Annotated in this window: 16 protein-coding genes; 5 read left to right on the top strand and 11 right to left on the bottom strand. The window is 57.5% G+C overall.

Going from position 1 to position 14,684, the window contains the following annotated elements:
- Window positions 1-87: 87 nt before the first annotated feature.
- Together tgt and ACR3FB_RS07795 are read right to left on the bottom strand one after the other, a co-directional pair.
- The gene (gene tgt / locus ACR3FB_RS07800) at window positions 88-1,218 is read right to left on the bottom strand and encodes a tRNA guanosine(34) transglycosylase Tgt (RefSeq protein ID WP_480564921.1); all 1,131 of its coding nucleotides are present in this window, start codon (window positions 1,216-1,218) and stop codon (window positions 88-90) included.
- A gap of 63 nt (window positions 1,219-1,281) precedes the next feature.
- On the bottom strand, window positions 1,282-2,193 hold the full coding sequence (locus ACR3FB_RS07795) for a nucleoside hydrolase (protein ID WP_480564924.1): 912 nt from the start codon (window positions 2,191-2,193) through the stop codon (window positions 1,282-1,284).
- Window positions 2,194-2,368: 175 nt separating this feature from the next.
- Between ACR3FB_RS07795 and ACR3FB_RS07790 the strand changes: the two genes are divergently transcribed.
- From ACR3FB_RS07790 to ACR3FB_RS07780, 3 genes are all read left to right on the top strand, one after another.
- Entirely contained in the window at window positions 2,369-3,259 is an 891-nt protein-coding gene (locus ACR3FB_RS07790) for an SPFH domain-containing protein (RefSeq protein WP_170373587.1), read from the top strand.
- Entirely contained in the window at window positions 3,259-3,537 is a 279-nt protein-coding gene (locus ACR3FB_RS07785) for an NfeD family protein (RefSeq protein WP_480564928.1), read from the top strand. The genes ACR3FB_RS07790 and ACR3FB_RS07785 overlap by 1 nt, the downstream gene beginning before the upstream one ends.
- Before the next feature lie 90 nt (window positions 3,538-3,627).
- Window positions 3,628-3,990, top strand: a complete 363-nt coding sequence (locus ACR3FB_RS07780) for an SUF system Fe-S cluster assembly protein (protein ID WP_170458085.1) — start codon at window positions 3,628-3,630, stop codon at window positions 3,988-3,990.
- A 212-nt stretch (window positions 3,991-4,202) separates the two neighbouring features.
- Here ACR3FB_RS07780 and ACR3FB_RS07775 read toward each other — a convergent pair whose 3' ends face one another.
- Window positions 4,203-4,541, bottom strand: coding sequence for a hypothetical protein (locus tag ACR3FB_RS07775; RefSeq protein WP_425082697.1), 339 nt, complete (start codon window positions 4,539-4,541; stop codon window positions 4,203-4,205).
- A 207-nt stretch (window positions 4,542-4,748) separates the two neighbouring features.
- Here ACR3FB_RS07775 and ACR3FB_RS07770 point away from each other — a divergent pair, with 207 nt between their 5' ends.
- Window positions 4,749-5,114, top strand: coding sequence for a HesB/IscA family protein (locus tag ACR3FB_RS07770; protein WP_170467154.1), 366 nt, complete (start codon window positions 4,749-4,751; stop codon window positions 5,112-5,114).
- Here the strand turns inward: ACR3FB_RS07770 and ACR3FB_RS07765 are convergent.
- Window positions 5,111-6,022, bottom strand: a complete 912-nt coding sequence (locus tag ACR3FB_RS07765) for an isopenicillin N synthase family dioxygenase (RefSeq protein ID WP_480565011.1) — start codon at window positions 6,020-6,022, stop codon at window positions 5,111-5,113. The two genes, ACR3FB_RS07770 and ACR3FB_RS07765, sit on opposite strands and share 4 nt — an antisense overlap.
- A gap of 127 nt (window positions 6,023-6,149) precedes the next feature.
- On the opposite strand from ACR3FB_RS07765, the gene tpiA reads away from it, so the two are divergent.
- A complete protein-coding gene (gene tpiA / locus ACR3FB_RS07760; RefSeq protein ID WP_480565014.1) occupies window positions 6,150-6,899 on the top strand; it encodes a triose-phosphate isomerase in 750 nt (249 codons plus the stop codon).
- A gap of 6 nt (window positions 6,900-6,905) precedes the next feature.
- On the opposite strand, the gene ACR3FB_RS07755 is transcribed toward tpiA, so the two are convergent.
- The 7 genes from ACR3FB_RS07755 to ACR3FB_RS07725 all read right to left on the bottom strand — a co-directional run bounded on the left by ACR3FB_RS07755 (window position 6,906) and on the right by ACR3FB_RS07725 (window position 14,602).
- Entirely contained in the window at window positions 6,906-7,217 is a 312-nt protein-coding gene (locus ACR3FB_RS07755; RefSeq protein ID WP_170373583.1) for a DMT family transporter, read from the bottom strand.
- Between the two features lie 154 nt (window positions 7,218-7,371).
- The gene (locus ACR3FB_RS07750; RefSeq protein WP_170549035.1) at window positions 7,372-8,748 is read right to left on the bottom strand and encodes a TRAP transporter large permease; all 1,377 of its coding nucleotides are present in this window, start codon (window positions 8,746-8,748) and stop codon (window positions 7,372-7,374) included.
- On the bottom strand, window positions 8,748-9,425 hold the full coding sequence (locus ACR3FB_RS07745; RefSeq protein WP_170549038.1) for a TRAP transporter small permease: 678 nt from the start codon (window positions 9,423-9,425) through the stop codon (window positions 8,748-8,750). The genes ACR3FB_RS07750 and ACR3FB_RS07745 overlap by 1 nt, the downstream gene beginning before the upstream one ends.
- Before the next feature lie 115 nt (window positions 9,426-9,540).
- Window positions 9,541-10,542 carry a DctP family TRAP transporter solute-binding subunit gene (locus ACR3FB_RS07740; protein ID WP_170458080.1) on the bottom strand — a complete coding sequence of 334 codons (1,002 nt, stop codon included), beginning with the start codon at window positions 10,540-10,542 and terminating at the stop codon, window positions 9,541-9,543.
- Between the two features lie 355 nt (window positions 10,543-10,897).
- Window positions 10,898-12,127, bottom strand: a complete 1,230-nt coding sequence (locus ACR3FB_RS07735; RefSeq protein ID WP_480564934.1) for a sigma-54-dependent transcriptional regulator — start codon at window positions 12,125-12,127, stop codon at window positions 10,898-10,900.
- Window positions 12,124-13,857 carry a sensor histidine kinase gene (locus ACR3FB_RS07730; protein ID WP_480564937.1) on the bottom strand — a complete coding sequence of 578 codons (1,734 nt, stop codon included), beginning with the start codon at window positions 13,855-13,857 and terminating at the stop codon, window positions 12,124-12,126. The genes ACR3FB_RS07735 and ACR3FB_RS07730 overlap by 4 nt, the downstream gene beginning before the upstream one ends.
- A 265-nt stretch (window positions 13,858-14,122) precedes the next feature.
- Complete coding sequence (locus tag ACR3FB_RS07725) at window positions 14,123-14,602, bottom strand: Lrp/AsnC family transcriptional regulator (protein ID WP_480564940.1); 480 nt, start codon at window positions 14,600-14,602, stop codon at window positions 14,123-14,125.
- Between the last annotated feature and the right edge of the window lie 82 nt (window positions 14,603-14,684).

Raw genomic sequence — 14,684 nt, 5'->3', positions numbered from 1 at the left:
CCGTGTCTCAATTCGCAGCATGACCAAAGGTTCTGCGGACCGCAAGGCGCGCCGGGAAGATATCCACGGAAATTGTGACCGTGCCTGCTAAATCGGCTCAATATCGCCCTGCGCGCGCTGCGCATGGAAATTGGCCTGCCAAGCCTCAAACGTTCCTGCCGCAATCGCGTCGCGCATGCCCTGCATGATTTCTTGGAAGTAATGCAGGTTGTGCCAGGTCAACAGCATGCCTGATATCATCTCGTTCGAACGGAAGACATGGTGCAGGTAGGCGCGCGAGTAGTTCGAACAGGCAGGGCATGTACACTCTTCATCCAACGGACGTGGATCATCGGCATGGCGCGCATTCTTGATGTTCACGACGCCGTGTCGCGTGAAAACCTGACCGGTGCGTCCGGACCGGGACGGCAAAACGCAATCCATCATATCCACTCCGCGCGCCACGGCGCCCACGATATCATCCGGTTTCCCCACGCCCATCAGGTAGCGCGGCTTATCGGCAGGCAGGAAATCGGGTGCAAAATCGAGGCAGTCAAACATCGCCTCTTGCCCCTCACCGACGGCCAGACCACCGATAGCGTAGCCCTCAAAGCCGATCGCTTTCAACGCCTCGGCGCTTTCTTCGCGCAGGTCCTGTTCCAGCCCACCTTGCATAATCCCGAACAGCGCGTGACCCGGACGATCCCCGAACGCATCGCGCGACCGCTGTGCCCATCGCATCGACAGCTGCATCGACTTGGCAATGCGCTTCCGGTCCGCAGGCAGTGAGGGGCATTCATCGAAACACATCACGATGTCCGACCCCAGCAGGCGCTGAATTTCCATCGACCGTTCCGGCGTCAGCTCATGCTTGGAGCCGTCGATATGAGATTTGAAGGTCACGCCCTTTTCGGTCAGTTTGCGCAGACCTGCCAGCGACATGACCTGAAAACCGCCTGAGTCAGTCAGGATAGGACGTTCCCAATTCATGAACTTGTGCAGCCCGCCCAAACGGTCGATCCGCTCAGCTGTGGGACGCAACATCAAATGGTAGGTGTTGCCCAGCAGGATATCGGCTCCGGTCGCACGTACACTTTCGGGCATCATCGCCTTGACCGTCGCTGCAGTGCCAACCGGCATGAAGGCAGGTGTGCGAACCTCGCCGCGTGGCGTGTTGATCACGCCTGTGCGGGCTTTGCCGTCGGTTGCTTTTAGGTCAAAGGAAAACTGTTGGGTCATGTCATCATCTCGGATCGCGGAACCGGGCAGGATTTGCCCGATCCGCCGGGTCTTTGCAACCCGTCAGGGCAGAGAGGCCACGCGAGACGTAAACAGATCAACGACCCCTGCCCCGTCAACGTCCCGGCAGACCCAAACCGGGGGCCGCGCCTCATCCGGGATTGTGGCTCCGATTGCCTCGCCTTCGGTTGCCACCTTCAATCCTGTTTGAACGACCTCAAACATATGATCATGCGTGCAGGCGATGACGGCGGTCGAGTCGTGCAGGCCGCAGCCCTCCAACCCTCCGATCTCTTTGTAGAATTTCAGATAGAACCGAGAGATATCGCGCAGAAATGCCCCCATATCAGGCGATCTCAGGGCCAAATCCTCGAAATCCGCGCTCCTGTAGAGTGTTTTCAGCGTCACATCCAAACCGACAAGAACAGTCTCAGGCGGTGCAGAAAACACCGCATCGGCTGCTTTGGCATCGTGGTAGATATTTGCTTCGGCATGTTCCGTGATGTTGCCGGGGCAATAGACTGCGCCGCCCATAATCACCAAGCGCTTGAGGTTCGTTGCAAACTCCGGATCCAATGCCATAGCATCCGCGATATTGGTCAACGGGCCGACCGCGCACACGACAAGCTCTCCGGGATGTTGGCGTGCCATATCGACCAGAAAAGCGGCCGCGCTCAGGTCATGGTTCTGCCCAATCTCAGGGATTTCGGTCAGATCACCAAAGCCTTCCGGCCCATGCACATGCTCGGATGGGCGATGGTCGTCCTCGCCATGAGCAAAGGGGGCACCCTGCGCCACGGGGACAGCTAGTCCAAGTTTATCAACCAGATAGCGCGCGTTGCGGCTGGATTGATGAACATGAGTGTTTCCGAAAACGGTGGTCAGCCCGATCAAGTCAATCTCGGGCGCGGCCGCAGCGTAGGCGATCGCCATTGCATCGTCGATGCCGGGGTCTGTGTCGATTATCAGTTTCATCCTCACCCGATAGCGCAAGCATTCACAGATGCAAAGCGGCCACTGTCTTTAGGTTCAGCCGTAAATTTCGGGTATTCTGGATTTGCAACAACCCCGGTTCCCGCCATACCAGAGTTGAAATCGGGCGACTCAATCCCCAAATGTATACTATAGTACACAATAAAAGAGGACAGTTATGACAGAAGAGCAGATCATCGGATTGCTTTCGTCGAATATCATTTACCTGTTGGCCGCCATTCTGGTGGTGGTCGTCATCTTCAAAGGTATCAAAATCGTTCCCCAATCCGAGAAATACGTGGTGGAGCGGTTCGGACGCCTGCACTCGGTCCTTGGGCCGGGGATTAACTTTATCGTTCCGTTTCTCGATGTTGCACGTCACAAAATATCCATTCTTGAGCGTCAGCTGCCCAATGCGACACAGGACGCGATTACCAAGGATAACGTGCTGGTGCAGATCGACACCTCGGTCTTCTACCGCATTCTGGAGCCGGAAAAGACCGTCTACCGTATCCGCGATGTAGACGGTGCGATTGCGACCACAGTCGCAGGTATCGTGCGGGCTGAAATTGGTAAAATGGACCTGGATGAGGTTCAATCGAACCGCGCGCAGTTGATTGCGCAAATTCAGGCCAGCGTCGAAACGGCGGTCGATGACTGGGGTATCGAAGTGACCCGGGCCGAGATTCTGGACGTGAACCTCGATCAGGCCACCCGCGATGCAATGCTGCAGCAGTTGAACGCCGAACGCGCGCGCCGCGCTCAGGTCACTGAGGCAGAAGGTCAGAAACGCGCGGTCGAGCTGCAGGCGGACGCCGAACTCTACGCGGCCGAGCAAACCGCGAAGGCCCGACGCATTGAAGCCGAAGCCGAAGCCTACGCTACCGGCGTTGTTGCCAAGGCCATTCAGGACAACGGCATCGAGGCCGCTCAGTACCAGGTCGCTCTGAAACAGGTGGAATCTCTGAACGCTCTGGGCAATGGTACTGGTAAGCAAACTATTGTCGTGCCGGCCAATGCGCTCGAAGCGTTTGGCGATGCGTTCAAAATGCTCAAAGGGGTTAAATGATGGCAGACCCGTTTTGGATGACGTGGTGGATCTGGATGGCGGGCGCTTTGGCGCTCGGCATTCTGGAGATCGTCCTGCCCGGGTTCATCTTTCTCGGATTCGCCATCGGGGCGGCGGGCACTGGCCTGCTGCTTCTGATCCCAGGTCTTGCGCCCTCTCTGCCGGTTCTGATGCTGATCTTCGCGGTTTTGTCCCTGATCGCATGGCTGGCCCTGCGTAAAACCTTCGCGCACCCGCATGGGCAGGTGAAAACGTTTGAGCGAGATATCAACGACTAATTACAGGCAGCGCCCAAGAGTCATTGCACGACTGGACGCTGCCAGACCTGTTCCCTATATAAACACTCAGGCAACTGACCCGAGGCAAAGATGACTCACCCGAGTGAACAGTTAGAAGGCACACCCTTGATTGCGCCATCGAGCATAGAACACCCCCTGTATGACCAGGTGGTCGAAGCGTGCCGGACGGTCTTTGACCCGGAAATTCCGGTCAATATCTACGACCTGGGCCTGATCTATACGATCGACATCAAGGACGACAACGCCGTCAAGGTGATCATGACTCTGACCGCCCCGGGCTGCCCCGTCGCCGGAGATATGCCCGGCTGGATCATGGAAGCCATCGAACCCGTTGCTGGCGTGAAAGAAGTCGACGTCGAACTGACCTGGGAACCGCCCTGGGGCATGGAGATGATGTCAGACGAAGCGCGGCTTGAGCTAGGCTTTATGTAGCATCAGCACCTAGCTAAGCCTTTGTCACAAAAGGTTAACCCTTCTGTTACCAAAATGTAGAGGTACTGTCACAGTTCTGCGGGACATATGCGGCGCAAGTGTTTGCATTCCCAAACGCTGTTGCAAATGGGCCAGACTGGAAGACACCGCCCCCCATGATACCGGCCCCGAAATTGGACCGCCCTTGCCCGAGGGCGGTCATTTTTTTGACCCTAGCTAACCCCGCACTTGGCTTTGATTTCATCCGATCGCGCGTCAAGCTGCTTAATGTAGTCACCGGACAGCATCTGCAACCGCTTGCCCTCGGTCCCGGTCACCAAACCCAGCAAAGCGCCTGCAGGAGTGATAGCGGCAACGCTTTCCAATTGCTTGTCCTCAGCATGTTTCTTCTCAGCTGCAATCGCACGCAGATCGCCTTCGGCGGTTGCGCAGTTGATAGGATGTCGTTTCAGAGTTTCATCGGCAGTAGCTGGGACCGACAGGGCCACAAGACTCCCACCAACCAAAAAAGCCCTTAAACACACCTTCACTTTACCTTCTAACCTATTCATTTTAATATATTCTCCCCAAATAAGATCTCTGACCTCAAGCGCGTGGCTGCGATCACCCAGAAACAGGCTATGCCTATCCTCAATGCGAAAGCAACACTGACTCGGCTGTGCTTTCAGTATCAAATTTCAATTTCTAGGGGCGCTCTGACTTGAGCCTACTGAAAGACGACCCTAAGTTACGTCTATCGCGCGACGACGGAGACTCAGATGTTCGGCATCCCCGGCAAACAAGCCGTGACCATGACGCCCAAAGCGGCAGAGCAGATCACCCGCCTGATGAAGTCTGGCGGACATGCCGGTCTGCGCATCGGCGTGAAAAAAGGTGGCTGCGCGGGCATGGAATATACCATGGACTACGTCGATGAAGCTGATCCCCATGACGAGGTCGTGGAGCAAGACGGCGCGCGCGTGATGATTGCTCCAATGGCGCAGATGTTCCTGTTCGGCACCGAAATCGACTACGAGGTCTCGCTGCTGGAATCTGGGTTCAAGTTCAAGAACCCCAACGTGGTAGACGCATGCGGATGCGGCGAATCCATCAAATTTGACGAAACCCTCGCCCAGCAATCCTAACTTGCATTCAAGTGAACGTAGGTCTCGTTGTAACGCCGTGTCAAATGCTCTCCGGCAGTGATCACTTGATCTGACGTCGGAGGGGCCACATTCGTGTGGTAGGACGGGTTGAAGAAGAGCGGGACCGAGATCCTCTCATTCGTGCCGCCAACCACACGATGCTCGGTCGCCTTGACGCGACCAGCAGTCCAGAACTCCAACATCTCACCAAAGTTGATGATGAACACGCCCGGCTCGGCCTCGACCTTTTCCCAGCTACCATCGGGCATCCGCACCTCAAGCCCCGCAGTGCCATCTGTCGCCAGAAGAGTTACGCAGCCATAGTCAGTATGCGCGCCGATGCCGAAATCCTTCTCCCCAGCCCAATCCGGACGCTGAGGGTAATAGTTGCCACGCAGCAACGCCATGGGCGTGTCAAAAGCGTCGTCGAAACTGTCCGAGCCGCGCCCCAGAGCAACCGCAATTGCGCGCAGAACGCGCATCGCTACATCGCAGGCGTCTGTGTAGTAGGACTGAATAGCTTCTCGGAACCCCTCGGGCTTCGCAGGCCAAAGGTTGGGCGCATAAACGCTAAGATTTTCGGCGCGATATCGGTTTTCGGGCGGCAGCTCAAAACCGCAATCGAACACTTCCTTGAAATCAGGGTTCGCGTTTGGATCGACCTGTTCGGATTTCGGCGCGCCCCAACCCCGGTTCGAGCCAGTTGACGCCATATCGACCGACTTCTTCGCCTGCACAGGCAAATGGAAAAAGGCGCGATAGGCCTCGATGACGTCCTGAACCCGCTCAGCGCCAAGCCCGGTGTTGCCGACGGTCAGAAACCCCACCTGCCCGACGGCCCGCAGCAATCTGGCAAGCTCATCGATGTCCTGATTATCCAATTTTTCAAGGTTGAGTTTGTCGATCATGGCGCCCTCGGAATCGCTGCGCGGACCCTGCCTCTCCAGTATCGGAACTGCAACCGGAATTGTAAGGCCGGACCAAGGGTGATATCGCATGGAAAAACCTCAAGATAGCGACAAGGGAGACGCGGAGATGCGGCGCAAACTGGCGGCTGGAAACTGGAAAATGAACGGAACCAGCGCGGCGCTGAGCGAGTTGGACGCATTGGCCGCGAAACACCCCTCGCCCAGCGTTGATGTGCTGATTTGTCCACCCGCCACGCTGTTGCACCGGGCCGCCGAGCGCACCGAAGGCACAGGCGTCGCCGTCGGTGGACAGGATTGCCACGCCGCACCTTCGGGTGCGCATACCGGCGATACCAGCGCCGAGATGCTGAAAGACGCCGGAGCCACTGCCGTGATTCTGGGGCATTCCGAACGGCGCGAGGACCATGGCGAACAGAACGAAGATGTGCGCTCCAAGGCCAACGCCGTGATGGAGGCTGGCCTCCAGGCGATCATCTGCGTCGGCGAAAGCCTTGAGCAGCGCGAGGCCGCCAATACGCTGGCCATCATCGGAGGTCAGATGTCGGGGTCGATCCCGGACCGCTCCACCGGTGAGAACCTGATTGTCGCCTATGAGCCGATCTGGGCCATCGGTACCGGCAAGGTTCCGACATTGGACGAGATCGGAGAGGTCCATGACTTCATCCGCGCCCGACTGGAACGCCGTTTTGGCGAAGGCGTCGGGCGCTCGGTGCGTCTGCTCTATGGTGGTTCAGTCAAACCGTCCAACGCAGCCGAGATTTTTGGCGTGTCCAATGTGGATGGCGCGTTGGTCGGTGGGGCCAGCCTGAAAGCAGCCGATTTCTCGGGCATCGTTGAAGCGCTGGAAACGGCCTAAGGACCCTCAGGCCAGTTTCATCGTGATCAGGCCCGCAACAATCAAAACTGCTGCGCAGATACGCGTGGCGGTGACGGCCTCGCCCAGAAACATGATGCCAACCAGAAACGCGCCTACCGCGCCAATACCTGTCCAGATTACATAGGCCGTCCCCAGTGGCAGGGTTCGCATCGCAAGCGCTAGCAACGCGAAGGACCCGATCATTGAAACGCCCATCACAGCCGTGGGCCACAGCCGCGTGAAACCGGCCGATTGCTTCATGGCAACGGCCCAAACAATTTCCAGCAGGCCGGCAAGTAGAAGAAAAATCCAGGACATCGAGGACCCTTTTTAGATTTTCGGGTCGTCCCAAATGATCACCCTTTGTGGGGAGGTCGTCCTCTGACACTCTAGTTAGGTACTCTGCACCCTTCTTCAAGGCACGAAAAAACCGGGCGAGAAAACTCGCCCGGTTCGCACTCGATAGCCATTTCTAGTTCGTTATGATTTCCGGCCCCATGAAGGTGTTGGGCAGGAAGGTCGATATCCACGGGATATACGTCACCATGATCAGGAAGACGAACAGCACAGCCAGGAACGGCAGCGCGGCCTTCACAACGCCCATCATCGGCATCCCGGCTACGCCCGAGGTCACGAACAGGTTCAGCCCGACCGGAGGTGTGATCATCCCGATCTCCATGTTGACGACCATGATGATGCCCAGATGGATCGGATCGATGCCCAACTCGATCGCAATTGGGAACACCAGAGGCGCCACGATCACCAGCAGGCCCGAAGGCTCCATGAACTGACCGCCGATCAGCAAAATCACGTTCACCACGATCAGGAAGGTCACCGGACCCAGCCCTGCGGACAGCATGGCGCTGGCGATATGTTGCGGCACTTGCTCATCCGTCAGCACGTGCTTGAGGATCAGCGCGTTGGCGATCACGAACAACAGCGTGACGGTCAGCTTGCCGGCCTCGAACAGCGTGTGCTTGGTATCAGGGTGGAAGAAAGCCGTGAGCAACGCATAGGGCTTTTTCAGCAGCGACAGGTTCTGCGTGCCTTCCTCGGTGCTGAGCGGCCCCATATCCTTGTAGACAAAGCTCGCGATAAAGAAGGCATAGACAGCCGCCACTGCAGCAGCCTCCGTCGGGGTGAAGATGCCCCCATAGATACCACCGAGGATGATCACGATCAGGAACAGGCCCCAACCGGCTTCACGGGCGGAGACAAAGATCTCACCCCAGCCCTTCCAATCGCCCTTGGGCAGGTTCTTGACCTTGGCCATGACGTAAATGGTGATCATCAACATCAAACCAGCCATCAGGCCAGGGATGACCCCCGCAAGGAACATACGCCCGACCGAGACCTCAACGGCGGCCGCATAGACAACCATCACAATCGACGGCGGGATCAGGATACCCAGCGTACCGGCGTTACAGATCACACCAGCGGCGAATTCCTTTGAGTAGCCCACTTGACGCATCCCTGCGATGACAATTGAGCCGATGGCCACAACAGTCGCAGGGGACGACCCTGAAAGCGCTGCGAACAACATACAAGCGAAGACGCCCGCAATCGCCAGGCCGCCCGGAAGGTGTCCCACACAGGCAATCGAGAAACGGATGATCCGCCGCGCGACACCTCCGGTCGTCATGAAGGACGACGCGAGGATGAAGAACGGGATCGCCAGGAGTGTAAAGTGCCCCTCGAACGCCTCGAACAATGTGCCCGCAACCGATGCTAGTGAGCTGTCGGAATAGATCAGCAGGAACAGGGTCGAGCTGAGGCCAAGTGCCACCGCAATCGGAACCCCGATCAGTAGCAGGCCGATGACCATGGAAAAAAGAAGTACAACGTCCATTAGTCATGCTCTCCTTGCTGCGCACGAACCTCTTCGATCTCATCTTCAACCTCGTGGCTCGCGACCAGACGGTCCGCCTCACCACGCCATATCTGCACCGCGACCTGCGCAAAGCGGATCACCAGCAGCAACATCGACAGCGGAAGTATGAAATATGGAACAACCTTGGGCAGCTTCTCGTAATATTCGCCGTAGTTGATCAAGTCCTCGAGAAAGCGGAACGGCGCGATCATTGGGATATCGTCAACTTCGTAAAAGCTCTGACTGCGCGCGTCGAAGTTCAGACCCGTGGGAAACCAGCGTCCCGAGGTTGGCGGCAGATCCGCGAAGACAGCCCAATAGTCATATGACCCCTTCAGCAGCAGCAGCGAAAACGCCAGACAACAGGCCACCGAGATCAGCGCCAGAATTCGTCGCGGCGCAGGGGCCAGCATGTTCAGGATCGCATCAACGCCCAGATGAGCGTGTTTCTTGACGGCATAGGACGCTCCCAAAAGCACCAGCCATCCAAACAGGAAGACCGTAAGCTCAAGCGCCCACAGGATATTCGAGTTGAAGAAGAACCGCGCGATCACGTTGGCAAAGGTCACGGCCGTCATCAGGCCAAGCAGCACCGCGATCAGGGTTTCTTCGATATGGTCGACCAGCCCAGTCGGGCCGGATTTCGCACCAGACATCTATCTGTCCCCACATTTTTTGTGATGATGAGAGTGTTGGGGCGGGCCTTTGTTTGGCCCGCCCGGCCTGCGCGCAGATTACTCCCCAGTCCCCAGCGCGCGGCCTGAACCGGGATCAGAACCCAGCGTTAATGGCCTGAGCGGCGTCGATCTTGTCCTGACCTACGTCATCCGCGAACTGGTCCCAAACCGGCTTCATTGTGTCGACCCAGGCCTGACGCTGTTCGGGCGTCAGCTGACGAATGATGCCACCCGCTTCGGTGATCGAGGCTTTGGCAGCTTCGTTCACGGCAAAGGCCTCTTTGTTACGGGTCTCGGTGACCTCAGCCAGAATGGTCAGGAATTGATCACGCACTTCGGGGTCGAGGCTGTCCAGCCAGTCCACCGAGGTCACGACCAGATAGTCGATGATGCCATGGTTAGTCTCGGTGATGCCGTCCTGCACCTCAAAGAACTTCTTGCCGTAGATGTTGGACCAGGTGTTCTCCTGCCCGTCGACAACACCCTGTTGCAGAGCGCCGTACACTTCCGAGAACGCCATCTTTTGCGGGCTGCCTCCAATAGCTTCCATTTGCGCAACCAGCACGTCCGAGGACTGCACGCGGAACTTCAGACCATCTGCATCAGCCGGTGTTTCCAGCGGCTTGTTCGCCGACATCTGCTTCATGCCATTGTGCCAGAACGCCAGCCCCTGCAGACCGCGGCGCTGCATGCTGTCCTTCATTGCCTGACCGGCATCCGAGGCCTGGAAGGCATCCACTGCGTCAATGTTCTTGAACATGAACGGCAGGTCGAACAGGCGGAACTGCTTGGTGAACTTTTCGAATTTGGACAGCGACGGTGCGGCCAGTTGCACATCGCCCTGCAGCATTGCCTCAAGAACCTTGTCATCATTGTAGAGCGTCGAGTTCGGATAGACCTCTACACACATGACGCCCTGCATCTCGTCATTGACGCGCTGCTCCAGCAGCGAGGCCGCGATGCCCTTGGGGTGCTTGTCGGTGTTCGTCACATGCGCGAACTTTACAACGATCTCACCGTCGTCACACGCAGCCATGCCCGCCGTCGCCGTTACCGTCAAAGCCAGCGCTGTGGCTGCTGTTGTTAGGAATTTCATCTGTTTTCCTCCCAGACTTCCTCGAATTGTCTCATCGGCCCCATCTCGGCACCGTATAGACGGCAGTGAACCGACTGCTTCACGGTGAAACAACAATTTGTAGCGGGCTTTGGGGTGTCAGAATTAATCCCGTTAAAACAGATAATTAAAACCTAACTCTAAAACACGAAATTAGGCCAGCGTCGCCAATGTGCGAAATCCCGCACATCTCTCGACGACGCTGTGCGGAATTCCGCACAATTTTTCGAATCACCCCCGAATCGCTCTGACACCATCCGCAGCCCGCCTAGGCGAACTGCTTGGCCCAACAGCTTTAACCGCATGCAAATGCGGGCAAAGCTGGCGGTAGGACACCCTATCGCCGGTAATCCTCAGGCCGAATCTGATAGCGCGCCAGTTTGTCGTAGAACGTCTTGCGCGGCAGCTTCAGCGCCTTCGCCGCGTCTGAGGCCTTTCCGTTGTGCCGCCCCAACGCAGCGATCAGCAACGAACGTTCCACCCGTGCCATCTGCTCGTTCAAGCCCAGATCCGTCGCCTCTGCCACCTCTTCGGGCATCCCCAAAACAAAACGCATGGCCGACGACATCAAAGAGCGGGCATTACCCGGCCAATCGCTGGCCATCAACGCCGCAAGATGCTCAGGTGATACTTCCGGTTCAGCAATCCCCGCCTGCTCGGCGGCCTGGGCGACATAGTGACGAAAGAGCGTCGGGATATCCTCGGGGCGCTCCGCCAGAGATGGAATGCGCACGCGCATCACATCCAGACGGTAGTAGAGATCGGCGTTGAATCGGCCCTCGGCAGAGATCACAGACAGGTCCGAGGTCGTGCCTGCAATGATCCGCGACCCCGCGCCGCGCTCGATCACATCCAGCGCTTCATACTGAGTCGCTTGCGGCATGGCGGATATCTCGTCTAGAAACAGGGATCCGCCCTTGGCATCTTCGCAGGCTTGGGTGAATTCCTGAACGCTCAATCCGGCCGCCGCGCGTTTGACAAACGGTCCCTGCCCAACGGGCGACATCAGATGCACAACCTCAGCGACTTTGGAAATCCCGCTGCCCGCCGGGCCGGTGACCAGAACCTCGGCTCCAGTCGGAGCAACACTGCGCACCCGCTCACGCAAGGCCTCGGCTTGAGGGGAAAGGCCAAACAAAAGTCGCGCTGCGGGGTCTCCGCGTTCCAGCTCTGATTTTAACGCGCGTTGTTGGATGATATGCGCGCGGGCGTCAAAAGCCCGGTCGAGCACCGCCAGAAGGTCCGCCGCGGCGCAGGGTTTCTCCAGAAAGTCAAAGGCCCCCTGCCCCATGGCCTGAACCGCCATCGGAATGTCACCCTCACCCGTCAGCAAAACCACCGGCAACTCCGGGTCGATTTCTTGCGCGTAGCTAAGCAGATGAAACCCATCCCTCCCGGGCATACGGATATCGGAAAGGATGACACCTGGAAAATCAGCCCGAATGTGGTCTTTGGCAGCGACAAAAGACCCCGCCGCAATCGGCTGGTACTCCGCCAGTTCGAGGGTCTGGGCCAATGCCTCACGCACAGCAGCGTCGTCATCCACCAATAGAACGACCCGAGTCATGCTGCCTGTTCCTTCTCACAGGATTCAAGCTCGACCGTGAACTCCGCCCCTTCTTTCGTATTGATCCCACGGATATTGCCCCCGAAGCTCTGGACCAGACCGTAAGAGATCGAAAGCCCAAGCCCCATCCCTTCGGAAGAGCCGACGGCCTTGGTCGAATAAAATGGCTCAAACAGCTTTTCCGTGTTCTCGATCCCCGGCCCGATATCCCGCACAGTAACCGAGAGCCTTTCACCCGGATGAATCGCGATCTGAATGCGGCGGTCTTCTTGTTGGCTCATTGCATCGGCTGCGTTGTTGATCAGGTTCACAAAAACCTGCACCAACCGGACCTCGCCCCCCCAGGCAAAGACAGGATGTTCGGGCGCGGTCCAATCCAGAGAGACATTTTCGGAACGCAGCCGAGCTTCGGTCAATTCGACCGCAGCGCTTAGAACCTGCACCAGATCCACGCGCCCCATTGGTTCGCTTTCATTGCGGGCAAATGCGCGCAGGTTCTTGATGATCCGTGCCATGCGCGCCGCCATCTGGGAAATTCGACCCAGATTTTCCGCAGCTTTCTCGGATTTCCCTCTCTCCATGAAGGCTGAGCCATTGTCGGCAAATTGCTGGATCGCCATCAAAGGCTGGTTCAATTCATGGCTGATCCCGGCGGACATCTGCCCCAGAGCGCTAAGCTTACCAGCCTGAACAAGATCGGCCTGCGCGCGCTTCAGGGCGGCTTCGGCCTCCTGTCGCTCTGTGATCTCGCGGCGCAGCGCGGCGTTTGCTTTCGTCAGATCTTTGGTGCGTTTTGCCACACGGGTTTCCAGGACGGCATTCGCCTCTGTCAGCGTGCGCCTACGCTCGGTCGCCAGAAACAACAACGCGCCGAAAGCCAAACAGAGGGCTGCAACTGTCGCGGCCTGCAAGCCGGCCAATCGCCGGGCCGGAGCGACATCCATCAAGACCTCGCCGGTCATGCCGATCACTGGCAATTCCTTGACAAGATGCAAAGCCCGTCGCGGCAGATATGGGCTCCAATCCAGTGTCCAGAGTTCATATGGCCCCAAGCGCCGCGCCTGAAAAGAAACCGTCTGGCCATCCGGAGGGGTCAAGCCAACCTCCTCACCCACGCGTTGCCACATCAGCAATTCCAACCGGTTTGAAATGAAAACCAGACCGGAGTGGTCTACAAAGAACACCGCTTCGGTGCTGCCGCGCCAAGTTTGTTCGATATCCTCAACGTCGGCAATCACGATCAAAGCCCCGATCACCGCTCCGCTGATATCGAAATCGGGCGCAGCATAGGTGAAAATCCGATTGCCGGGCCCCGGCAGAATACCATGCGCGCTCCCTAGCGCGCCTTGCATGGCGCGTGTGAAAGCTGGATTGTCTTGGACCGAGCCAGCGACACTTTCATGCGCAGACGCCAGAACCGCCCCGGACCGGTCGGCATAAAGAACCTCGACCGCCGCCGTTTTATCCGCGACCTCCAACAGCAACGCCTGCGCGGTGGCGCGTCCGGATAGTGTATCCAGATCCTCAAGCACGGGGTGGCTCGCCATCAGCACCGCCAGTTCCTGATAAACCTGCAACTGCGTGGTCAACCGATCCGCAGCTAGATCCAGATCAGCCTCAGCCTTTTCGCTGAGTTGAAACACAGCCTGCCGGTAGCCATAGGACCATACAACCGAAGACAAAACTCCGACCATCAATAGAAATCCGGCTATGATCAAAATGCGCTGCATGTCCTACGGTCTTGCATTGGCGGCGCCTTATGGCAAGTCTGCACAACTTCCAAAAAGCTTCGTGCCAGACTGCATCCCGCCGCAAAGACGAAATAAATCAGCCTCCGGGCGGGTGAAAATTCTGCAAAACCGCGCTAGCGCGCGATGCCTCCGGCGGGGATATTTAGGGCCAGATGAAGCATCGGATCCTTTAATCATCTGGCTAAAAATATCTCGGGGGAGTCGCCGCTTCAGGGGCGGCGGGGGCAGCGCCCCCAATCTATTGCTAGCTCTCCACCAAAGCGTTGAGAGGCAGTATCGTGGTCGACTTGATCTCTTCCATCGACAAGAGAGCGGTTACGTTATGAACACGCACCTCTGAGATCAGCTGCTGGTAGAACTGATCATAGGCGCGGGCATTCTTGACCCTCACTTTCAGGATATAGTCGATGTCCCCTGCTAGCCGATGTGCCTCTTGGACTTCAGGTTGATCACGCAGGGCCTTCAGGAACTTGCGCTGCCATTCGGCCTCATGCTCTGAGGTCCGGATCAAGACGAAGAACGTGGCCTCGAAACCAAGCGCTTCGGCATCAAGCAAAACGGTCTGTTGACCTATGATACCGGCCCCCTTCAACTTGCGGATTCGATTCCAAACAGGCGTCTTGGAACTGCCGACCTGCGCCGCTATTTCGTCCAGAGATTGGCTGGCATCGCGCTGCAGCTCAGCCAGAATTTTCCGATCTGTGTCGTCTATTCGCACCGACATTCTAATTTTCCTTACGTTTCGAAACCAGCGTTCCGAATTCTAAACTCACAAGAACGTATGTTCTTATTTGGCGCAACATATG

The organism is Ruegeria sp. AO1 (genome assembly GCF_056535985.1).
Note: the sequence above shows the minus strand (reverse complement) of the source record. Positions and strands in the feature narration are given on the sequence as shown.